The organism is Saccharopolyspora halophila, from assembly GCF_039531955.1.
Lineage (GTDB): Bacteria > Actinomycetota > Actinomycetes > Mycobacteriales > Pseudonocardiaceae > Saccharopolyspora > Saccharopolyspora halophila.
The window spans coordinates 177,290-197,606 of sequence record NZ_BAAARA010000015.1; the positions used below are offsets into that span (position 1 = coordinate 177,290).

The following is a 20,317-nucleotide window of genomic DNA, read 5'->3' on the forward strand; positions in this document are numbered from 1 at the left end:
TCGTCACCAGGAGGTGGTCAACTTCACCGCCCCGAAAGTCGTTCGAGAGGCGAACATTATGAGCGTCGCGAACGAGGGAGCCGCCCATGCCGACCAGGCCACCGGCCGTGCTGTCCACAGCCGCGTTCATCAGCAGTTTCGACCGCTTCGCGGTCACCCCGATGCTGGTGCTGATCGCGGTGAGCATGCACGTCCCGCTCGCCTCGGCGGTGACCGTGGCCAGCGGCTACTTCCTGGCCTACGGATTGTCCCAACCCGTGTGGGGCGTGCTGTCGGACCGGTTCGGCCGAATCCCGGTGATGCGCACCGCGCTGGCGGCCGCCGCCGCGACCGGGCTGATCTCCACGTTCGCACCGCACATCGCGGTGCTGCTGCTCGCCCGGGTGCTGGCGGGCGCGTTCATGGGCGCGGTGGTGCCGACGACCCTGACCTACCTCGGCGACACGGTCTCCGCGCAGCACCGACAGAGCGCGCTGTCGGATCTGATGGCCGCGCAAGCGGTCGGCACGGCCGCTGCCACCGCGATCGCCGGAGTGCTGGCGCACTGGCTGGACTGGCGCGTCGTGTTCGCGCTGCCCGCGATCTTCGCCGCAGTCTGCGCCGTGCTGCTGGGCGGCCTGCCGGAGCCGGACCGCGCCGAGGTCAGCGGCATCCGCGCGCACCTCGGTTCGGTGCTGACCAACCGCTGGGCGCTGCTGGTGTTCGCGCTGGTCTTCGTGGAGGGCGCGGTGCTGCTCGGCGTCCTGACGTTCCTGGCCTCGGCGCTGGTCGACGAGGGCCTGGACGTGGCCGTGGCCGGTCTGGCCACCGGCGCCTACGGCATCGGCGTGCTGGTGTTCTCCCGCCTGGTCAAGGCGATCAACTCGACGCTGGCCGTCTGGTGGCTGATCGCCATCGGCGGCACGGCGATGGCCGCCGGTTACGCGGTCGTCGCGGTGGAGACCAACGTCCTCACGGTGATCACCACCGCGCTGCTGCTGGGCGGTGGCTGGTCGTTCATGCACTCATCGCTGCAGGCGTGGGCGACCTCGGTGGCCCCGGAGGCCCGCGGAACCGCGGTGGCGCTGTTCGCCAGCGCGCTGTTCCTCGGCAGCGCCGTGGCCTCCGCCGCGGCGGGCCCGCTGGCCGACCACGGCCGCTACGCGGAGCTGTTCACCATCGCGGGAGCCACCGCGATCCCCCTGGTCATCACGGCCACCTACGCCCGCCGCCGATACCGGAGGACGATGGCCCCGGCCTGACGACCACCGAGGGCGAGCGGCGGTGCCGCTTCCCCGGCGACCGGTACCGCCCGCGGCTGCTGAGCGGCTACGTGGCGAGGACGGTCAGGACGCCGGGCAGGTAGTTGCATCAGGAGTGGTGCTCGCCACCCGCACCGCCGAGCAGGACGACCCGAGAACGACAAGAAAGAGCCCCGCGCTCAACCGGCCTGGGGGTCGCTGGGAGCGCGGGGCACTTTAGAGGTCCACCCCTGGGGGTCAGGTGGACGTGCGCCACCGTACCAATCCGACCGACGCGTGAGTACTCGTCAGGTTGAATCTCGTAATCGAACCGAGATCAAGCGGCCAAACCGCTGTCGCCGCTGGCGGCGCGGACCACGCCGGCCACGTGCTCGGCGGACAGCTCCTCCAGCCGCAGGCAGGGACCGCCGAGCGCGGCCGCCACCCGCGGCGCGAGGCCGAGCTTGACCGGCCCGCTCTCGCAGTCCACGACCACCGAGGCGGCGCCGACACCGGCGAGCGTGCCCGCTGCGCGCAACGCGTCGTCGACGGCCTGCTGCGAGCGCTTGGTCCCGGTTTGACCGGTTTGCGCTGGCACCGTGGCCTTTCCATCGGTGAGCAGCACCACCAGCGCGCGGCGCTGCGGATCGCGGGTGCGCTCGGTCTGCACGACCTTGCGGGCGCGCAGCAGACCGTCGGCCAGCGGCGTCCGGCCACCAGTGCGCATCCGTCGCAACCGCGCGGCCGCGACGTCCACCGAGGACGTCGGCGGCAACGTCAGCTCCGCCGCGTCGCCGCGGAAGGTGATCACGCCGACCTTGTCGCGCCGCTGGTAGGCGTCCCGCAGCAACGACATCACGGCACCGCTGACCGCCGACATGCGCTCCTTGGCGGCCATCGAACCCGAGGCGTCCACCGCGAACAGCACGAGGTTGCCCTCGCGTCCTTCCCGGACCGCCTTGCGCACGTCCTCGGAGCGCAGCACCAGTCCCGGACCGGAGCGGCCGCGGGCCACCTGGTGCGGCGCGGCGGCCGCCAGCGTCGCGGTCAGGTGCATCCCGTGCCCGTCCGCAGTGGACGCGCGCGTGGTCTTGCCGGTGCGCGAGCGCGCGCGGGATCGGCGCCCGGGGGCTCCCTCTCCCACTCCGGGCACCTCCAGCAGGCGCGCCTGGAACGACGGCGCGGGTGCGGCGGGGGCCTTGTCGGACTGCCCGGACCCGCCGGAGGGCTCCTCATCTGAGTCCGGCTGCGCCGCGCCGCCCGAGGGCCCGTCGGTGGGCTCGTCATGCGGCTGACCACCACCGGGACCGCCGTCGGGCCCACCATCCGGATCGTCGTCGGGGTCGTTGTCCGGGTCCGGGTCGTTGTCCGGTCCGGACTCGGATTCGGCCTGCTCGGCGGCGTCCTGCATGGCCTGCTGCAGCTGGTCCTCGGCCATGCCCGGTTCGTCGAAGGGGTCGCGGCGGCGCCGGTGCGGCAGAGCCAGCCGGGCGCCGGCCTCCACGTCCTCCTCGGTGACGGCCTCGGCGCCGCGCCAGGCGGCGTGCGCGATCGCGGTGCGCGCCAGCACCAGGTCCGCGCGCATCCCGTCGACGTCGAACGACGCGCACAGCGCGGAGATCCGACGCACCTCGGAGGCGGGCAGCACGACCGACTCGACGCGCTCGCGAGCCGCGACGATCCGCTTGGCGAGCTCGGCGTCGGCGTCCGCGTACTGGGCGGCGAACCCGGCCGGATCGGCCTCGAAGGCCAGCCTGCGGCGCACCACCTCGGTGCGGGTCTCGACCTCGCGGGAGGCGGCCACCTGCACGGTCAGGCCGAACCGGTCGAGCAGCTGCGGACGCAGCTCGCCCTCCTCCGGGTTCATCGTCCCGACCAGCAGGAACGACGCGGCGTGCGAAACGGAGACGCCGTCGCGCTCGATGTGCGCGCGCCCCATCGCGGCGGCGTCGAGCAGCAGGTCGACCAGGTGGTCGTGCAGCAGGTTGGCCTCGTCGACGTAGAGCACGCCGCGGTGCGCCCCGGCCAGCAAGCCAGGCTGGAACGCCTTCACGCCCTCGGTCAGCGCGCGTTCGAGGTCCAGCGAGCCGATCAACCGGTCCTCGGTGGCGCCCACCGGCAGCTCGACCAGCTGCGCGGGGCGCTGCGTGGCGGTCTGTCCGTGCGGGGCGTCCGGGCAGTCCGGGTCGGGTTCACGCGGGTCGCAGCCGAAGCGGCAGCCGTCGACGACGTCCAGCGCGGGCAGCAGCGAAGCGAGCGCGCGCACGACGGTCGACTTGGCGGTGCCCTTCTCGCCGCGCACGAGAACACCGCCGATGCGCGGGTGCACCGCGTTGAGCAGCAACGCCAGCTGCAGGTCGTCTTGGCCGACCACGGCGGAGAAGGGGAAGCGAGGGGCAGACATGTGTTCCTTCCTCGGGGTGCGGACGCCCCGGCGGCGGGAACAAGGGGCCGCAGTGTCCTGACTCCCGGATCGCCGCGGCGCACTCCGGCCTTCCCAGGTCATCCCCGGTGGCTCGTCGTGGAGTGCCGCTTCCCGGTCACAGTGGCGCCGACCGTGCCGGACTCCCACCGGCTTCCTGGCACGCCCCTTGCATTCGGATCAACGCATATCGTTCCAGACGCGGATCACGTCCCCAACCTCCAGGGACGTGAGATCACCGACTCATTCGGCCGGGGCAGGAGTCCTCGGGGGCACGCCGTCAGCGCGCGACGGCGTGGGCGCGGCGGGGTTCGCGGCGCATGCCGATGTGCGGGATGCCGTCCTCGAGGTACTCCTCGCCTTCCTCGACGAACCCGAAGGAGGCGTAGAAGTCCTTGGCGTAGGTCTGGGCGGAGAGCGTGGCCGGGAAGTTCTGCACCTCGGCGACCGCGGCGCGCATCAGCTTGCGACCGAGTCCCATGCGGCGCGCGCTCTTGGCGGTGCAGACCCGGCCGATGCGGTAGGCGCCGTCCGGGTCCTCCAGCAGGCGCAGGTAGCCGAGGACGTAGCCGTCGGCGCTGTCGATCCAGAAGTGCCGGGTCGAGTCCTCGAGATCGCGCCCGTCCAACTCGGAATAGGCGCACTCCTGCTCGACCACGAAGACGTCCACGCGGAGGCGCAACATGCGGTAGAAGTCCGCGGCATCGAGGTCCGCGGTGTAGGCGCGGTGGACGGCGGCTGCGAGCGGCTGGAGGGTCACCCTTACCTGGATATCACAGCCGCTGCGCTAGGTCGGCATTAGCGGGCGGCCGGAGTTGTCTGCGCCACTACACCCGTTCGGTGCGGCGCGGCCGCTGTCATGGCAGGTCGTTGGCCAGCGGCACGTAGTTGGCCAGCCTGGTGTAGACGCCCGGCGTACCGGGTCGGCCGCATCCGGTCCCGTAGGACACCACGCCGATGAGCTTGCCGTCGGCCACGATGGGACCGCCGGAGTCGCCCGCGCAGGCGTCCTTGCCGCCCTCGGGATAACCGGCGCAGAACATGCTGCGCTCGTCGTAGTTGGCGTAGGCGGACTTGCAGGAGTCGTCGGCGTTGATCGGCACGTCCACCGAGCGCAGCGTGTCCGAGGACGGACCGTTCTCGCTGGTGCGACCCCAGCCGTAGACCCGGGCCGTGGTGCCCGGCGCGTAGGCCTCGGTGTCACCGGGTTCGACCATCGGCAGCGGCCGCTGCGGCATCGGCTCGGACAGGCTCAGCACGGCGAGGTCGTCCCCGCTGGTGATGTCGCGGTACTCGGGGTGCACCCACACGTCCTGCACCGATCCGACCGTGCCCTGCGTGGAGCGGAGGTCGGTGCGTCCGGCGACGACCTGGATGTCCTCCGCCGAGCGCTGCGCACCGGTGAGCGGGTCGACGGCGCAGTGCGCGGCGGTGACCACCTCACCGGCGGAGACCAGGGTTCCGCCGCAGAAGTGGTTGCCGTAGGTGTCGGTCAGCGCCACCGCCCATGGCGCGGCATCGGTGCTGGAGGAGGTACCGCCGAGGACGCGGGGCTGGGCCTGCTCGGACGGTTCCGCGTTGGCCAGCGGGTTGGTGCTCGCCAGTGCGGTGACCGCTCCGGCCACGGCCATTCGCCGCAGCGAGCGGGCCGCCTTGCTGCCTCCGGTGTGCCGCCCCACATCGACCTCCAGTCATCGCCGATCTTGCCGAGCGCACACCGTAGTCACCCGCACACCGAAACATCACGAGGCGCAACTCACAGCCTGTCAGGAAATCTTTTCGTTAAAATCGACTTCCGAACGAAATTTTTCCGACCTGGCCGCGCGACGCGGCCGCTCATCCGCCCCGCATCGACGCGGGCCCGATCTGCGTAGATCGCGTGATCCGCAGATCTCCACCAGCCGGATGAAGATCTTCACCCGCTCTAGCGACGCGTTGACGCGCGTCGCAGCGAAGGAGGAAACCGCTGTGCTCCTGGACCCGACCACGTTGCCCGCCTTCCTGGTGGCGAGTGCGGTCGTCATCGTCACGCCGGGAGTCGACGCGTTCCTCCTGCTGCGCACCTCGTTGAACGCGGGGCGCCGAGCGGGGCTGCTGGCGCTGGTCGGCATCCACAGCGCGAGCGCGTTGCAGGTCACCGCGGTGATCTGCGGGCTCGGCGCGCTGCTGTCGAGCACCCCGCAGGTGATGGAGGTGCTCAAGTGGATCGGCGCCGGGTACCTGATCTACCTGGCCGGGATGATCCTGCGCGGGTTGTGGCTGACCAGGAAGGAATCCGGAACGCTCAACACGCCGCCCGCGGACTCCGCGAACCCGTTCGTGCGCGGGCTGCTGAGCAACCTGACGAACCCGAAGATGCTGCTGTTCAGCCTCGCGTTCCTGCCGCAGTTCGTCGGCATCGCGACGAACCCGACGCTGCAGCTGGTCTTCCTGGGCATCGTGTTCCTGGCGCTGGCCGCGGTCTGGGAGGTCACCATCGTGCTGACCGCCGCCAAGATCGCCGACCGGCTACAGCACCCCCGAGTCGCGCAGTCGCTGGACGCGCTCAGCGCGACGGCGTTCCTGACCATCTCCGTGGGACTGCTCGCGAGCTAGCAGCGTCAGCAGGGCCAGCCCGGCCAGCACCAGCAGCACGGTCGGCGCGGACACCACCCCCGATAGCAGGCTGATCACGAACGGCGTGAAGAAGCCCAGGTAGGCGAGCACCCACATCACCGCGGTCAGCCCGGCCAGCTCGGCCGGACCGGCGATGCGGCCGACCATGGTCAAGCAGTAGGTCGAGGTGAAGCCGTAGGAGACGCCGAGCAGGAACGCGGCGAGCAGTCCCACCCACGGCGAGACCAGCCAACCGGCGACCGCCGCGAGCGCCATCCCGGCGGCGCAGCTCGTCATCCCGATCACCGCCGTGACGCGCGCCCCCCGCCGAGCGAGCCGCCGGGCCAGCGGCTGCACCAGCGCGCCCAGTCCGGGCGCGAACAACGTGACCACGCCCGCGTAGATCACCTGGAATCCCGGGGCGTGCGCGGTGACCAGGCCGGGCAGCACGGCGAACGCCACCGGCGGGGTGGCGAACACCCACGGCGCCACCGGCGCGACGGCGCGCCGGAACCTCGGATCCCGGATAGCGCGCCCGCGCTGCGCGGGTCCCTCCGGGCGCACCCGAGTCTCCGGGCAGCACAGCGCCGGTGGCAGCGTCACCGCGCACAGCAGCAGGTGCGGCAGATAGGCGCTGACCAGTGGTACCGGGCCCAACGTCGCGATCAGCGCGGAGACGAAGGCGCTGATGCTGAACCCGGCCGCCAGCAGCGCCCCGGCCCGGCGCGCACCGGCCCCGTCCTCGCTCGCGGCGCCGAACGGCGGATGCGAGAGCTCGCGCACCCAGGCGGCACCCGCGGCCAGCACAGCACCCGTGCTCAGCCCCACCAGCACCCGGCCGACGGCCAGCCAGGGCACCTGGTGCGCGCCGAGCATCAGCGCCGCGGTCGCCACCGCGTTGAGCACGATCGCCCAGCACACCACGGGCTTGCGACCCCGGCGGTCGGCGAGCGGCCCGCCGAACAGCAGGCCCGGCACCAGACCGACGACGTAGACCGCCAGCAGGCCGGTCGTCACCGACGCGCTCAACCCGAGCTCGCGCTGGTACGCGCCGAGCAGCGGCGAGAACTGATTCGCGCCCCACCCGGCGGCGGCCATCAACAGCGCAGCGGGAACCCAGATCTTTCGCACAGCTCAGGTTCTACTGCTCGCGGCGGTACGCGCGGCAGGCCTCGTTCGGATTTCCCGAACGCGGGAGGTGATCTCCACCTCGCCGTGATCGTTTCACCGCGCGCTGCCGGATGGAGCACATCTCTTTCGCTGGCCACGGGGCCTGCGCGGTCGTACGTTGCGGGCATGGACCTGCGGCGATTGGAGACGCTGCTCGCGGTGGCCGACGAGGAGCACTTCGGACGCGCCGCCGAACGGACGTTCCTGTCCAAGGCGACGGTCACCGAGCACATCAAGCACCTGGAGCGCGAGCTCGGGGTGACCCTGCTGGAGCGCGCCCCGGTGCGGCTCACCCCGGCAGGCCACCGGCTCGTCCGGCACGCGCGGTCGCTGCTGACCGCGGCCGAGGCCGCCCGTGCCGACGTCACCGACGCCGTCCGCGCCGCCCCCGGGACGCTGCGCGTCGGAGTGATGGGGCACGGTTCGGCCGAACTCACCCCGGCAGCCGTGCAGGCGTTCCGCAGGGCGCATCCCGAGATCGATCTCCGGCTCGTCGCGCTGGACTTCACCGAGCACGTCTCCGCGCTGCTCGAGCACCGCGTCGACATCGCCTTCGTGCGACCGGCACCGCACGACGAGCGGGTCGAGGTCGATGTGCTGACCACCGAGCGCCGCATCGTCGTGGTGCCCGCCCGCTGGGAAGTCGCCGACGCCCCGCAGCTGCACCTGGCCGATGTACTCGACCTGCCGTTCATCCGGCTTCCCGAACACACCCCGCGCCCGTTCACCGACTACCTGTACTTCACCGCGGCGCGAGACGGAGAGGCGCCGCGCTGCAGCGAGGACGCCGCCGTCAGCCCGCAGCAGGTGCTGGCCACCGCGGCGGCCGGACGAGGCGCCGGTTCCGCCCTGGAGTCGTTCCAGCGCTTCTACCCGTGGCCCGGAACCCGGTGCGTCCCGGTGGCCGACGCGCCGTGGGAGCACAGCGTGCTGGCCAGCCGCGCGCACGAGCGCGACCCTGCGGTGCGGGCCTTCCGCGCACTCGCCACCGGGATCGCCCGGGAACTCGGCCCCGGCCTGCGGTTGACGCCCGCCTGATCAGGCCCGGTCGTTCAGCTCGGCCAGGACCTCGGGTTCGTAGCTGGACACCCGCGTGTAGATGCCCGGGCTGCCCGGCCGGGCGCATCCGTTGCCGGTGGAGACGATGCCGATCAGCTTGCCGTCGGCGACGAGTGGTCCACCGGAGTCGCCCTGGCAGCTGTCCACACCGCCCAGCGGGTAACCGGCGCAGACCATCGCCGCCGGGTCGTACTGCCCGTAGGCCGCGCTGCAGTCCGCGTCCGAGGTCAGCGGAACGCTCGCCCGCTGCAACGTGTCCGAGGACGTGCCGCCTTCGGAGGTCGTTCCCCAGCCGAAGACCTCGGCGCGGCGCCCTGGCTGGTAGGCCGCCGTGTCGGCGGCGGTGGCCAGTGGCAGGGCTGGTTGTGGCAGCTCCCGGTCCAAGGTCAGCACGGCGACGTCGTCGCCCTGGATCGCGGACTCGTAGTCGGGATGCACCCACACGTCGCGCACACCCGCGACGGTGCCCTCGCCGGAGGTCTTGTCCTCCCGCCCGGCGACCACTCGCAGCTCCGTCGGCTGCATGCCCTCCGCGCAGTGCGCGGCGGTGACGATCTTGTCGGCCGCGCCGATCGTGCCCCCGCAGAACTGGTTGCCCTGCGCGTCGCTCAGGTACACCACCCACGGGTGCTGCTCGATCTGAGCGGGTTCTCCCCCGACGATGGGCGGCGCTGCGGCGGTGGCCGCTCCCCGCTCCACCGCGTTCGCCCCGGTCGCGAACATCGTCCCGGTCAACGCGACCGCGGCGAGAACGCCGGCCGCCGTCCGAATGCGACCCCTCGTGTGCGCCATGCTCAGCTCCTCACCCGAACCCGGCGATGCGTCGTTCGACGATCGCCGCCGCTCGTTCAAAGTGTCCTTGAATAGGAGGAACCAAACCCGCCGCCAGATACACCGCTTGCGGCAGTACAACACGATCGAGTGGAGATTTCGGCGGCTCACCACCTGATCGATCGACCCGATGAGTCCACTGAGGACAATCCGGGGTCGGCCGCTCGGCCGACCCCGGAGCTCGGTCACTCCTCGAGTTCGCCTTCCAGCTCCAGGTACACCGAACGCAGGTCGTCGAGCACCTGCTCGTCCGGCTCCGCCCACAGACCGCGATCAGCGGCCTCGATCAGCCGCTCGGTCATGCCGCGCAGCGCCCACGGGTTGGAGTTCCGCAGGAACTGCTGGACCTCGTCGTCGAAGACGTAGGACTCCGCGAGCTTGGTGTACATCCAGTCGTCGACCACACCCGCGGTGGCATCGAATCCGAACAGGTAGTCCACAGTGGCCGCGAGCTCGAAGGCCCCCTTGTAGCCGTGCCGCTGCATGGCCGAGATCCACTTCGGGTTGACCACGCGGGCGCGGAACACCCGCTTGGTCTCCTCGCCGAGGCTGCGGGTCTTGACCGCGTGCGGCACCGCGGAATCGCCCACGTAGGCCGCCGGGTCCTTCCCGGACAGCGAGCGCACCATGGCGACCATGCCGCCGTGGTACTGGAAGTAGTCGTCCGAGTCGGCGATGTCGTGCTCGCGGGTGTCGACGTTCTTGGCCGCCACCTGGATGCGCTTGAACGCCGTCTCCATGTCCCCGCGCGCCTCGCGGCCGTCCAGACCGCGGCCGTAGGCGAAACCGCCCCACGTCGCGTAGACCTCGGCCAGGTCGTCGTCGGTGCGCCAGTTCCGGGCGTCGATCAGCGGCAGCAGCCCCGCGCCGTAGGCACCGGGCTTGGAACCGAAGATGCGGGTCGACGCGCGCCTGCCGTCGCCGTGTTCGCCCAGGTCAGCGCGGTAGTGCGCGGCGACGTAGTTGTCCTCGTCCGGCTCGTCGAGCTTGGCCACGGTCTGCACCGCGTCGTCGATGAGCGTGACCACGTGCGGGAAGGCGTCGCGGAAGAACCCGGAGATGCGCACCACCACGTCGATGCGCGGACGCTCCAGCTCAGCCACCGGCACGACCTCGAAACCCGTGACGCGGCGCGAGGCGTCGTCCCAGGTCGGACGGCAACCCAGCAGCCAGAGGATCTCGCCGAGATCGTCGCCCTGCGTGCGCATCGCCGAGGTGCCCCACACCGTCAGGCCGACCGAGGTCGGGTACTCCCCGGTGTCGGCGACGTGGCGGGTGATCAGCGAGTCGGCCAGCGACGCACCGACGTCGAAGGCGTTGCGCGAGGGGATCGCCTTGGGATCCACCGAGTAGAAGTTGCGTCCCGTCGGCAGCACCGAGATCAGCCCGCGGGTCGGCGAACCGGACGGTCCGGCCGGGATGAACCCGCCGTCGAGCGCGTGCACGACGTGCGTGACCTCGTCGGTGGTGCGCGCCAGCCGGGGCACCACCTCCTCGCAGGCAAACCGCAGCACCTTGACCACCGAATCGACGCCCGTGCCCAGGACGTTCGTCACCACCGACTCGGCCCGGTCGAGGGCCCAGCCGGTCTCGGCAGCGGACTCGATGAGCTTGCGGGCCAGCTTCTCCACCAGGTCCACCGCGTCGGAGGCCGAGGCCGAGGGGCCGTCGACCAGCTCGGTCAGCGACGCCGGAACGTCGGCGCGGGCGCCCGGTTCGGCCAGCAGCGCCTGCTCGTCGAGACCGAAGTGCTCGGACAGCGCCGAGCGCAGCCCGGGCAGCGCGCCGATGGTGCCGCCGAAGACCTGCCGCGCCCGCAGGATCGCCAGCACATCGTTGACCAGCTCTTCCTCGCGCGGGGCGCGGCCGAGGATGTGCAGGCCGTCGCGGATCTGCACGTCCTTGATCTCGCAGAGGTAGCCGTCGATGTGCATCACGAAGTCATCGAACGAGTCCTCGTCGGGCTGGTCGTCCTGCTGCAGGTCGTGGTGCAGTTCGGCGGAGGTGACCAGTTCCCAGATCTGGTTGCGCAGCGCCGGCTTCTTCTCCGGGTCCATGTCGGAGACCAGCGCGTACTCGTCGAGCAGCTGCTCGAGCTTGGCGATCTCGCCGTAGGAGTCGGCGCGATCCATCGGCGGGATCATGTGGTCCACGACCACCGAGTGCCCGCGCCGCTTGGCCTGGGTGCCCTCGCCGGGGTCGTTGACGATGAACGGGTAGATCAGCGGCAGATCGCCGAGCACCGCGTCGGGGGCGCAGTCGGCGGCCAGACCGAGGCCCTTGCCCGGCAGCCACTCCAGGGTGCCGTGCTTGCCCAGGTGGATGACCGCGTGCGCGCCGAAGTCCTCGGCCAGCCAGCGGTAGGCCGCGAGGTACTGGTGCGACGGCGGCAGGTCCGGGTCGTGGTAGATCGCGATCGGGTTCTCGCCGAACCCGCGCGGCGGCTGGATGAGCAGCACGACGTTGCCGAAGCGCAGTGCCGCGACGTAGATCGAGCCCTCGTCGTCGACGTAGAGGCTGCCGGGTGGCGGTCCCCAGTGCTCGGTCATCGAGGAGCGCAGCTCCTCGGGCAGGGCGTCGAACCACTCGCGGTAGCGGGTGGCGGGAACGCGGATGGCCGCGTCGGCCATCTGGTCCTCGGTCAACCACTCGACGTCGTGACCGCCTGCGGCGATGAGCCGGTGGATCAGCGTGTCGCCGTCGAGGCCGGAGACGTCCAGGCCGCCGAGGTCGTAGCCCGCTTCGGTCAGCGCGTCGAGCAGGACCACCGCCGAGGCCGGGGTGTCCAGGCCGACCGCGTTGCCGACGCGGGAGTGCTTGGTCGGGTACGACGAGAGCACCACGCCGAGGCGCTTCTGCCCGTTGTCGACGTGCCGCAGCCTCGCCAGCGAAACCGCCGTGCCCGCGACGCGGGCAGCGCGCTCCGGGTCGGCGACGTAGACCGGGATGCCGTCGGACCCCTCCTCCTTGAAGGAGAACGGCACGCTGATCAACCGGCCGTCGAACTCCGGAACCGCGACCTGCATCGCGGCGTCCATCGGCGAGACGGTGTCGCTCTCGGCCCACACCGCGCGGCTGGTGGTCAGGCACAGTCCCTGCAGCACCGGAACGTCGAGCTCGGCGAGCGCGCCGGCGTCCCAGGAGTCCTCGTCGCCGCCCGCGCTGGCATCTGCCGCCACGGCGCCACCGGCGGCGAGCACGGTGGCCACCAGTGAATCGCAGCCGGCCAGCAGCTCCCGCAGTCCCGCGGCGTCGGACAGGCTGCGCAGCGATCCGCAGAACACCGGCACCGCGTTCGCCCCGGTCGCCTCGATCTGGTCGGCGAGGGTGTCGACGAAGGCGGTGTTGCCCGCCAGGTAGTGCGCCCGGTAGAAGATGACGCCCACGGTCGGCTTCGACGGGTCGTGCGCGCGCTTGCCGTGCAGGCCGAACTCCGGTGTGGACTGCGGCGGCTCGAAGCCGGTTCCGGTGAGCAGCACCGTGTCGGACAGGAAGTTGGCCAGCTGGGTGAGGTTCGCCGGGCCGCCCTCGACGAGGTAGGTCAGCGTCTCGGTGGCCACGCCCGCGGGCACAGTGGACAGCGCCATCAGCTCGGCGTCCGGAGTGGCCTCACCACCCAGGGCGATGGTGGGCAGACCGGCGGCCAGGACCGCGTCCAGCCCTTCCTCCCAGGCGCGACGCCCGCCCAGCAGCCGGACCACCACCACGTCGACGTCGCGCAGCAGCTCGGGCACGTCCTCGGCCGCGACCCGCGACGGGTTGGCCACGCGGTAGTCGGCCTCGGCGGCGCGGGCCGCCAGCAGGTCGGTGTCCGCAGTGGACAGCAGCAGAACTCGGGTTTCGCGGGCAGGCTCGCTCACGCGGAATCCTCTCTCGGGGTGCGCGCCCCGGCGGGGTCATGGCGGTGAGGGAGTCTCCTGACTCCCGGATCGTCGCGGCGCTTCCCGCCTTCCCACCCGCCCGCGCGGGGCCGGGCCGTGGCTGGTTGGGGTCCGCTCCCCGGTCACAGTGGCGCGACCGCCCCGGATTCCCACCGGGTTCCTCCACGTCACCGCCGAATCGGCTTTCCGGATGATCCTATCGGTCCTGCGATCTCCGACCACCCGCACAGCGATTCCGGGACGAACCCCACAGCAAGGCGACAGTTTTGCCTAGAACTGCAAGACTTCGATGTCCGTTTTGTCCGGACAGTTTTAGGCAGAACTGTCACCACCACGCGCGCCGGGCGAAACCTCTCCTAGAGCTTTCGGCTGGTCAGTAGCCCGCTGTGGGGTCGATCGGGGCCAGGAGCGGTTCGCCCGCGATGTGGCGGCGGACGTTCTCCTGGACGCGCCGCGCCAGGGCGGGCAGCAGCAGCGACTGCGGGTTGGCCGTGTGCGGGGAGATGAGGGCGCGCGGGTGCGAGAACAGCGGGTGCCCGTCCGGCAGCGGCTCGGGGTCGGTGACGTCCAGGGCCGCGCCGCCGATCTCCTCCTCTTCGAGGGCCCTGACCAGGGCTTCGGTGTCGACCAGCGAACCTCGGGCGATGTTGACCAGCCAGGCGTCGGACTTCATCGCCGACAGCACGTCGGCGTCGATGAGCTTGCTCGTCCGGGTGGTCGCGGGAGCCGCCACCACCACGAAGTCGGACTCGGTCAGCACCTGGCGCATCCCGTCGGCGTCCTCGGACGGCCAGGTCCGCTCGGCGCCGTCGACCGGCTTGCCGGAGCGGTTGACCGCCAGCACCGTCACCCCGAACGGCCGCAGCATCTCGATCAGCGCCCGTCCGATGCCGCCCGCACCAATGATGCCGACGGTCGAGCCGGTCAGGCTGCGCATCCGGTCCGGCCGCTGCCAGCTTTCCGCGCGCGCCATCGCGGGCAGCTGCCGCGCCCCTGCCAGCATCAAGCCGAGGGCGTGCTCGGCGACAGTCTGCGCGTAGGTCCCCGCCGCCGAGGTGAACCGGACGCCTTCGCGCAGCACTCCGGAGGCCAGCCAGGACTCGATGCCCGCCGAGGGCAGCTGCACCCACTCCAGGTCAGGATGATCGAGCTCGGGGAAGCGGCTCGGCTCGGCGCCGAACCACACCAGGGCAGCGGCTTCCTCGGCGGGGGCGAGCTCGCCGCCCCCGGCCACCACGGCCGCTTCCAGCTCGGGCGGCGCGGCAGGACCAACGTGGACCTTCAACGACTTCTCCATCTCTGCTGCTCAGGGCCTGCTCATTCGACTACCGGCGGACGGGCGCCTAGGAGATCAACTCGGCCAGCGCGGGCAACTGCGCGTCATCGGCCAGCGCGGAACCGACCGCCACCACATCGGCACCCGCGGCCAGGAATTCCGGCGCGTTGTGCGCGGTCATCCCGCCGGTGGCCACCACGCGCAACCCCGGGAACGGGCCGCGCATCGCCTTGAACCAGGAACTGCCCAGCTCGGCGGCGGGGAACGCCTTGACCCAGCGCAGCCCGAGCCGCATCGCGCGCTGGATCTCGGTGGGCGTGGACACACCGGGCAGGTGCGGGAGCTCGAGCTCGGCGCTCAACCGCACGATCTCGGGATCCAGGCCGGGCGCGACGGTGAACGCCGCACCGGCCGACCGCACCGCGCGCAACTGCTCGGGGTCGATGACGGTGCCCGCGCCGACCGGACGCCCGCGCTCGGCACCCGCGGCCACCGCCGCCCGCAGGGACGGCTCCGCCCGCGAGCTCTCGACGGGAACCTCGATGGCGTCGATGCCCAGGTCCCAGGCTCGTTCGGCGAGTTCGACGGTCCGCTGCGGTTCGAACCCGCGCAGGATCGCCAGCACCCGACCGGTGAACAGCTCGTCGAAGTAGCCCATCACCGGCCCCCGAAGCGCAGCTCGTTCCACTGCTGCTCGTCGCAGCCGAGCCAGCGGGCCAGCGATTCGGCGTCCGGCGGGGTGGTGTGGTCCTCGGTGCTGCGCAGGCTGTGCGCGGCCAGCACGTGCCCCAGCCGCAGGCAGCGCACGTCGTCCTCGCCGCGCAGCACGCCGGACAGGAAACCGGCCGCGAAGGCGTCCCCGGCACCGACCGGTTCGACGACCTCCACCTCGGGCGCGGGCACCACGACCCGGCTCCGCCCGAGCGCGTAGGCGGCCTCGGCGCCGTCCTTGACCACCACCGTGTCCGGCCCGTCGAGCAGGTCGCGCACCTCGTCCGCATTCTTCACGCCCCACAGCACGGCCGCCTCGTCGAGACCGACGAACACGATGTCGGCGAGCTGGGCGAGCTCCCGCAGCACCGGGCCGGCCTCCTCCGCGCTCCACAACGCGGGGCGGTGGTTGACGTCGAAGGAGATGCGCGCCCCGCGCTCGCGGGTGAGCAGATGCCGGACCATCCGGTCGCAGCCCTCGGACAGCGCCGGGGTGATACCGCTGATGTGCAGCAGCTGCGGCGCGTCCAGCTCGCCGCCGGGCAGGAAGTCCTCGTCCATCGTGGACGCCGCCGACCCGGCCCGGTAGTAGTGCACCCGCGTGCCCTCGGGGCCCGGGTCCTTGAAGTACACCGCGGTCGGCGCGTGCGGGTACACCTCGACCAGGTCCGTATCCACCCCGGCCGCGGCGATCGTGCCGAGCACGCGCTTGCCCAGCGGGTCGTCACCGAGGCGGCTGGCCCAGCGCACCCGGTGACCGAGCGCGGCCAGGTGGATGGCCACGTTGGACTCCGCGCCACCGGCGGAGAGCGTGAAGGTCGGGGCCTGCTCAAGAGGGACCGGGCTGGCCGGAGCGACCAGCGACATCGTTTCGCCCAGGCACAACACCTCGGCCGGCTGCACCAACATTGCCTCCTCGCGATCACTGCTTCGGAGGACAGGCTATCGGCACGAACGCTGCGAAATACACACCTCCGTTGCATCCTGTGCAATGCGAACCGGAACCGGCTGGAACCACGCCGTTCTCCTAGGCTGAGGCCAGTGATCGACGATCACCCCGAAAACCACAGGTAAGAAGGAGGGCTCGCATGAGTCTGGAGCGGCCGATCGATCCTGATCCGTACTCGTTCCTGCCGGCGGTACCCGAGTTCACCGTCACATCCGCGGACGTGAACGACGGCCAGGCGATGACCAAGGCCCTGGCCTACGACGGCATGGGCGCCGGCGGCGAGAACATCTCGCCGCAGCTGAGCTGGTCGGGCTTCCCGGAGAGCACCAAGAGCTTCGTGGTGACCTGCTTCGATCCGGACGCGCCGATTCCCGGCGGCTTCTGGCACTGGGTCCTGGTCGACATCCCCGCGAACGTCACCGAGCTGGCCACCGACGCGGGCAACCGCAACGGCCAGAACGTGCCCGCCGGTGCGTTCCACGTGGCCAACGACATGAGCGAGAAGGCCTTCGGCGGCGCGGCCCCGCCGCCCGGTGACCGCCCGCACCGCTACTACTTCGTGGTGCACGCGGTCGACACCGAAGAGCTCGGCGTGGACGACAGCGTCTCCCCCGCCGTGGTCAGCTTCATGCTGGCCTTCCACACCGTCGGCCGGGCGGTCATCACCCCGACCTACCAGCACTGATCCCGGTCGTGCCGATCGCGCCCGCTCCCGGTTCCGGGGCGGGCGCGACGTGTTTCGCCCGATCGGGCTGAATCACCAGCGGCCTTTCGCGCCTCTTTACTGGAGGGAGGTGCGAGATGAACCTGCTGCCGGCTTCCATCGCCGCGGTGCTGGCGACCGCGCTCGCCGCGCTGCTGTTCCCGTCCTTCGTCGCGGACGAGTACCGCAGACGCGGCGGGCTGCGCGCGGACGTGGCGCTGCGGCGCTTCGCGGTGCTGCTCTACGCGATCGCGCTGGGGTGCTACGTGCTGCTGCCCGCGCGCGCTGGGTGCTTCGCCGCGCAGCTGCGCCCGCTGGCCGGTCTGACCAGCGCAACGACCCTCACCCAGTTCGCGTGCAACATCGCGTTGTTCGTCCCGCTCGGCGTCCTGCTGCGAGGCGGCGCGCGCCGCGCGGCGGCCGCGGGGTTCGCGGTGTCGGTGCTGGTCGAGGTCACCCAGCTGACCGGGCTGTGGTTCGCCTTCCCCTGCGCCTACCGGGTCTTCGACGTCGACGACGTCATCGCCAACACGCTCGGAGCGCTGGTCGGCGGCCTCGTTCCCCGCCCGCCGGTGCCGCGCGAGCAGGACCCGGTCGGGCCGCGCTCGATCACCGCCGGGCGGCGATTGCTGGGGATGTGCTGCGACGGGCTGGTGCTGTGCTGGCTGGTCGTGATCTGCGGCGGGCTCGGACAATTCGGCTGGCTGCCGGCCGCGCTGGCGCTGCTGGTCGCGACCCTGCCGACCGGCACCACGCTCGGTCAGCAGCTGGTGCTGTTGCGCGCGCGCTCACCCACCCCGGCCACGGCGTCGCTGCGCTGGGCCTGCGGTACCGGCGGCCTGGCCGTCGCGCTCGGCTGCGGCCCGCTGGTTGGCGTCCCCGGTCCGGTGCTGGCGGCCCTGTGGTGCGGCGCGCACGCGACCGGTGTGATCTGCGACCGAGATCGACGCGGAATCACCGGGCGTCTCACCAGGTTGAAACTTGAGGACATGCGCGCACCGACGCCGGTGCGTTCCCGTGAGGCAGGATGGGATCCGTGCGGCACTTCGATCTAGTCATCATCGGCTCCGGTTCCGGCAACTCGATCCTCGACGATCGGTTCGACGGCTGGAACGTGGCCATCGTGGAAAAGGGCATCGGCCCGAACGACGCCTTCGGCGGCACCTGCCTCAACGTCGGCTGCATCCCGACGAAGATGTTCGTGCACACCGCCGACACGGCCAGCGCCCCGGGCACCGGCACCAAGCTCGGCGTGGACCTGCAGCTGGAGTCGGTGCGCTGGAGCGACATCCGGGACCGCATCTTCGGCCGGATCGACAGCATCTCCTCCGGTGGCGAGAAGTTCCGCGCCGAGGGCAAGGACAACATCACGCTCCTGCAGGGCAACGCGCACTTCACCGGCGTCAAGCAGCTCACCGTGCACACCGACGAGGGCGAGGAGACGATCACCGCCGACCGCTTCGTGGTCGCGGCCGGAGGTCGCCCGACGATCCCGGACATCCCGGGACTCGACCAGGTCCGGGTGCACACCAGCGACGACGTGATGCGCATGGCCGAGCTTCCCGAGCGGATGGTCATCCTCGGCACCGGGTTCATCGGTGCGGAGTTCGCGCACGTCTTCAGCGCGCTGGGCGTCGAGGTGACCATGATCGGCCGTTCCGGCCAGGCCCTGCGCGCCGAGGACGAAGACGTCTCCGCCCGGTTCACCGAGCTCGCCGCCGACCGCTGGGACCTGCGGCTCAACCGCGCGGTCGCGGCCGCCGAGCCGGCGGGTGACGGCGTGCGCCTGCACCTGGAAGGTCCGGACGGCGCGGAGACCATCGAGGCCGACGAGCTCCTGGTGGCCATCGGCCGCACGCCCAACAGCGACCTGCTCGACGTCGCGGCGGGCGGGCTGAAGTCGGCCGTCGGCGGCAAGATCGCCGTCGACGCCCAGCAGCGCACCTCGGTGGAGGGCGTGTGGGCGCTGGGCGACATCAGCTCGGACTACGAGCTCAAGCACGTCGCCAACCACGAGACCCGCGTGGTCCAGCACAACCTGCTCAACCCGGATTCGCCCGTCGAGTCCGACCACCTCGTGGTGCCGCACGCGGTGTTCTCCTCCCCGCAGATCGCCGCGGTCGGGCTCACCGAGCAGCAGGCGCGCGAGCGCGGAATCAACTACGTGACCAAGATCCAGGACTACGGCGCGATCGCCTACGGCTGGGCGATGGAGGACACCACGGGCTTCGCCAAACTGCTCGCCGATCCGGACACCGGGCGGATCCTGGGCGCGCACATCATCGGCCCGCAGGCCCCGACTCTGCTGCAGCCGATCATCCAGGCCATGCAGTTCGGTCTGGATGCCCGGACCATGGCGCACGGGCAGTACTGGATCCACCCGGCCATGCCGGAGCTGATCGAGAACGCGCTGCTGGGTCTACCGCTGAACTAGGGAGACTTTTCAGGAGCCCGTCCCCTCAGCGCCTAGAGCTTGCGCACCTCGAGCCGGGTTTCGACGGCGGTGCCACCGGGGCCCGGCTCGACGCGGTACGCCCCCGCCCCGTCGGTTTCCGCGAGCGCCTCGACCATCGTCGTGCCGCGGTAGAGCAGCCCCGCGCCGTCGTCGGTGGCGTAACCGGGCGGCAGCGTCTCGTCGGCGACGAGCTGCTGGAACAGCGGGCGGCGGGCCGGCTCGGAGTCGTAGTGCACGCCGTTGGAGCAGGGCAGCAGGCCCAGCCCGTCGGTGATCGGCCGCAGCTGCGGACCGAAGGAATCGGTGGTCCCACCGACGTGCCAGCAGATCGAGCCCGCCGAGACGCCGGTGAGCACCACGCCGGCCTGCCACACCTCGCGGAACACGGCGTCGAGCTCGTGCAACCGCCACATCGCCAGCAGCCCGGCGACGCTGCCGCCCCAGACCCACACCACGTCCTGCTCCAGCAGGTGCTCGCGCACGTCGGCGAGGTTGGGCATCGGGAACAGCGAGAGGTGGCTGCCCTGCCAGCCCTGCTGCACCGCGTTGGCGTGGAAGGTCGAGATCAGGGACTTGTCGTCACCGCAGGCGGTCGCCAGGAAGCACACCTTGGGCGCGCGACCGGAGATCCCGGCCAGCTCGACCGCGTGGTGCGTCAGCGCCCCGGGCTCCCACCCGAGCCGCGCGGAACGGCGAATCCCGCCGGAGGTGGCGAGGATGGTCGGCTCATCAGCAGGCATCCCCGCACCCTAGCGGTCAGGAGATCGGGTGGAGTCCGTAGTCGGTTCCCATGTCGAACGAACGCTCGGTGGCCACGGCCGTGGGCCGGATGCCAGGCGGAAAGTCCGCGCCGGTACCGGTGGGCACCCGCTCGAGCGCGACGGAGGGCGAGCCCCCGCGGGTGATCACCACGTCCTCCCCCGCTTCCACGCGATCCAGCAGCTCGGTCAACCGGTCCCGTGCCTCGTCCAGCGACAACTCAACAGCCATGCCCGCAAGCTACCCGGCGCAACGAGGTTACCGGCCGGTTCGCGCAGCCACCGGG

The 20,317-nt window shown here is 71.5% G+C and carries 17 protein-coding genes and 2 riboswitches; of the genes, 6 read left to right on the plus strand and 11 right to left on the minus strand.

Features of this window, described 5'->3' with window-relative positions; genetic code table 11:
* Window positions 1–86: 86 nt before the first annotated feature.
* The gene (locus tag ABD289_RS19270) at window positions 87–1,241 is read left to right on the plus strand and encodes an MFS transporter (RefSeq protein ID WP_344134556.1); all 1,155 of its coding nucleotides are present in this window, start codon (window positions 87–89) and stop codon (window positions 1,239–1,241) included.
* 316 nt (window positions 1,242–1,557) lie between these two features.
* On the opposite strand, the gene ABD289_RS19275 is transcribed toward ABD289_RS19270, so the two are convergent.
* From ABD289_RS19275 to ABD289_RS19285, 3 genes are all read right to left on the minus strand, one after another.
* Window positions 1,558–3,624, minus strand: a complete 2,067-nt coding sequence (locus tag ABD289_RS19275; protein WP_344134559.1) for a putative cobaltochelatase — start codon at window positions 3,622–3,624, stop codon at window positions 1,558–1,560.
* A gap of 50 nt (window positions 3,625–3,674) precedes the next feature.
* A riboswitch (cobalamin riboswitch) is annotated at window positions 3,675–3,802 on the minus strand.
* A gap of 120 nt (window positions 3,803–3,922) precedes the next feature.
* The gene (locus ABD289_RS19280) at window positions 3,923–4,402 is read right to left on the minus strand and encodes a GNAT family N-acetyltransferase (protein WP_344134562.1); all 480 of its coding nucleotides are present in this window, start codon (window positions 4,400–4,402) and stop codon (window positions 3,923–3,925) included.
* Window positions 4,403–4,499: 97 nt separating this feature from the next.
* Window positions 4,500–5,321 (minus strand): S1 family peptidase, encoded by an 822-nt coding sequence (locus tag ABD289_RS19285; RefSeq protein ID WP_344134565.1) that lies wholly within the window; start codon window positions 5,319–5,321, stop codon window positions 4,500–4,502.
* A gap of 289 nt (window positions 5,322–5,610) precedes the next feature.
* Between ABD289_RS19285 and ABD289_RS19290 the strand changes: the two genes are divergently transcribed.
* Complete coding sequence (locus ABD289_RS19290) at window positions 5,611–6,237, plus strand: LysE family translocator (RefSeq protein ID WP_344134568.1); 627 nt, start codon at window positions 5,611–5,613, stop codon at window positions 6,235–6,237.
* Here the strand turns inward: ABD289_RS19290 and ABD289_RS19295 are convergent.
* The gene (locus ABD289_RS19295) at window positions 6,151–7,368 is read right to left on the minus strand and encodes an MFS transporter (RefSeq protein WP_344134571.1); all 1,218 of its coding nucleotides are present in this window, start codon (window positions 7,366–7,368) and stop codon (window positions 6,151–6,153) included. The genes ABD289_RS19290 and ABD289_RS19295 overlap by 87 nt on opposite strands.
* A gap of 165 nt (window positions 7,369–7,533) precedes the next feature.
* On the opposite strand from ABD289_RS19295, the gene ABD289_RS19300 reads away from it, so the two are divergent.
* On the plus strand, window positions 7,534–8,445 hold the full coding sequence (locus ABD289_RS19300) for a LysR family transcriptional regulator (protein WP_344134574.1): 912 nt from the start codon (window positions 7,534–7,536) through the stop codon (window positions 8,443–8,445).
* On the opposite strand, the gene ABD289_RS19305 is transcribed toward ABD289_RS19300, so the two are convergent.
* The 5 genes from ABD289_RS19305 to ABD289_RS19325 form a co-directional block, all read right to left on the minus strand.
* On the minus strand, window positions 8,446–9,258 hold the full coding sequence (locus tag ABD289_RS19305) for a S1 family peptidase (protein WP_344134577.1): 813 nt from the start codon (window positions 9,256–9,258) through the stop codon (window positions 8,446–8,448). It abuts the gene before it with no gap.
* A gap of 224 nt (window positions 9,259–9,482) precedes the next feature.
* Window positions 9,483–13,157 carry a cobaltochelatase subunit CobN gene (gene cobN, locus ABD289_RS19310; RefSeq protein ID WP_344134580.1) on the minus strand — a complete coding sequence of 1,225 codons (3,675 nt, stop codon included), beginning with the start codon at window positions 13,155–13,157 and terminating at the stop codon, window positions 9,483–9,485.
* Window positions 13,158–13,187: 30 nt separating this feature from the next.
* A riboswitch (cobalamin riboswitch) is annotated at window positions 13,188–13,394 on the minus strand.
* 157 nt (window positions 13,395–13,551) lie between these two features.
* The gene (locus ABD289_RS19315; RefSeq protein WP_344134583.1) at window positions 13,552–14,475 is read right to left on the minus strand and encodes a D-isomer specific 2-hydroxyacid dehydrogenase family protein; all 924 of its coding nucleotides are present in this window, start codon (window positions 14,473–14,475) and stop codon (window positions 13,552–13,554) included.
* Between the two features lie 46 nt (window positions 14,476–14,521).
* Entirely contained in the window at window positions 14,522–15,142 is a 621-nt protein-coding gene (locus ABD289_RS19320) for a bifunctional 4-hydroxy-2-oxoglutarate aldolase/2-dehydro-3-deoxy-phosphogluconate aldolase (RefSeq protein ID WP_344134586.1), read from the minus strand.
* Window positions 15,112–16,074 (minus strand): sugar kinase, encoded by a 963-nt coding sequence (locus tag ABD289_RS19325; protein ID WP_344134589.1) that lies wholly within the window; start codon window positions 16,072–16,074, stop codon window positions 15,112–15,114. Before ABD289_RS19325 ends, ABD289_RS19320 begins: the two co-directional genes overlap by 31 nt.
* Window positions 16,075–16,253: 179 nt before the next feature.
* On the opposite strand from ABD289_RS19325, the gene ABD289_RS19330 reads away from it, so the two are divergent.
* From ABD289_RS19330 to ABD289_RS19340, 3 genes are all read left to right on the plus strand, one after another.
* Window positions 16,254–16,799, plus strand: coding sequence for a YbhB/YbcL family Raf kinase inhibitor-like protein (locus ABD289_RS19330; protein ID WP_344134592.1), 546 nt, complete (start codon window positions 16,254–16,256; stop codon window positions 16,797–16,799).
* 116 nt (window positions 16,800–16,915) lie between these two features.
* Window positions 16,916–17,872, plus strand: a complete 957-nt coding sequence (locus ABD289_RS19335) for a VanZ family protein (RefSeq protein WP_344134595.1) — start codon at window positions 16,916–16,918, stop codon at window positions 17,870–17,872.
* Window positions 17,854–19,251 carry a mycothione reductase gene (locus ABD289_RS19340; protein ID WP_344134598.1) on the plus strand — a complete coding sequence of 466 codons (1,398 nt, stop codon included), beginning with the start codon at window positions 17,854–17,856 and terminating at the stop codon, window positions 19,249–19,251. The genes ABD289_RS19335 and ABD289_RS19340 overlap by 19 nt, the downstream gene beginning before the upstream one ends.
* Window positions 19,252–19,283: 32 nt before the next feature.
* On the opposite strand, the gene ABD289_RS19345 is transcribed toward ABD289_RS19340, so the two are convergent.
* Both ABD289_RS19345 and ABD289_RS19350 read right to left on the minus strand, forming a co-directional pair.
* The gene (locus tag ABD289_RS19345) at window positions 19,284–20,012 is read right to left on the minus strand and encodes a Type 1 glutamine amidotransferase-like domain-containing protein (RefSeq protein WP_344134601.1); all 729 of its coding nucleotides are present in this window, start codon (window positions 20,010–20,012) and stop codon (window positions 19,284–19,286) included.
* 16 nt (window positions 20,013–20,028) lie between these two features.
* The gene (locus tag ABD289_RS19350) at window positions 20,029–20,262 is read right to left on the minus strand and encodes a type II toxin-antitoxin system Phd/YefM family antitoxin (protein ID WP_344134605.1); all 234 of its coding nucleotides are present in this window, start codon (window positions 20,260–20,262) and stop codon (window positions 20,029–20,031) included.
* Between the last annotated feature and the right edge of the window lie 55 nt (window positions 20,263–20,317).

Excerpts from the sequence above, each read along its gene's own strand:
- ABD289_RS19270 (WP_344134556.1), top strand. The coding sequence starts at position 87 with ATGCCGACCAGGCCACCGGCCGTGCTGTCCACAGCCGCGTTCATCAGC.
- ABD289_RS19275 (WP_344134559.1), bottom strand. The coding sequence starts at position 3,624 with ATGTCTGCCCCTCGCTTCCCCTTCTCCGCCGTGGTCGGCCAAGACGAC.
- ABD289_RS19300 (WP_344134574.1), top strand. The coding sequence starts at position 7,534 with ATGGACCTGCGGCGATTGGAGACGCTGCTCGCGGTGGCCGACGAGGAG.
- ABD289_RS19305 (WP_344134577.1), bottom strand. The coding sequence starts at position 9,258 with ATGGCGCACACGAGGGGTCGCATTCGGACGGCGGCCGGCGTTCTCGCC.
- ABD289_RS19315 (WP_344134583.1), bottom strand. The coding sequence starts at position 14,475 with ATGGAGAAGTCGTTGAAGGTCCACGTTGGTCCTGCCGCGCCGCCCGAG.
- ABD289_RS19325 (WP_344134589.1), bottom strand. The coding sequence starts at position 16,074 with ATGTTGGTGCAGCCGGCCGAGGTGTTGTGCCTGGGCGAAACGATGTCG.
- ABD289_RS19330 (WP_344134592.1), top strand. The coding sequence starts at position 16,254 with ATGAGTCTGGAGCGGCCGATCGATCCTGATCCGTACTCGTTCCTGCCG.
- ABD289_RS19335 (WP_344134595.1), top strand. The coding sequence starts at position 16,916 with ATGAACCTGCTGCCGGCTTCCATCGCCGCGGTGCTGGCGACCGCGCTC.
- ABD289_RS19345 (WP_344134601.1), bottom strand. The coding sequence starts at position 20,012 with ATGCCTGCTGATGAGCCGACCATCCTCGCCACCTCCGGCGGGATTCGC.
- ABD289_RS19350 (WP_344134605.1), bottom strand. The coding sequence starts at position 20,262 with ATGGCTGTTGAGTTGTCGCTGGACGAGGCACGGGACCGGTTGACCGAG.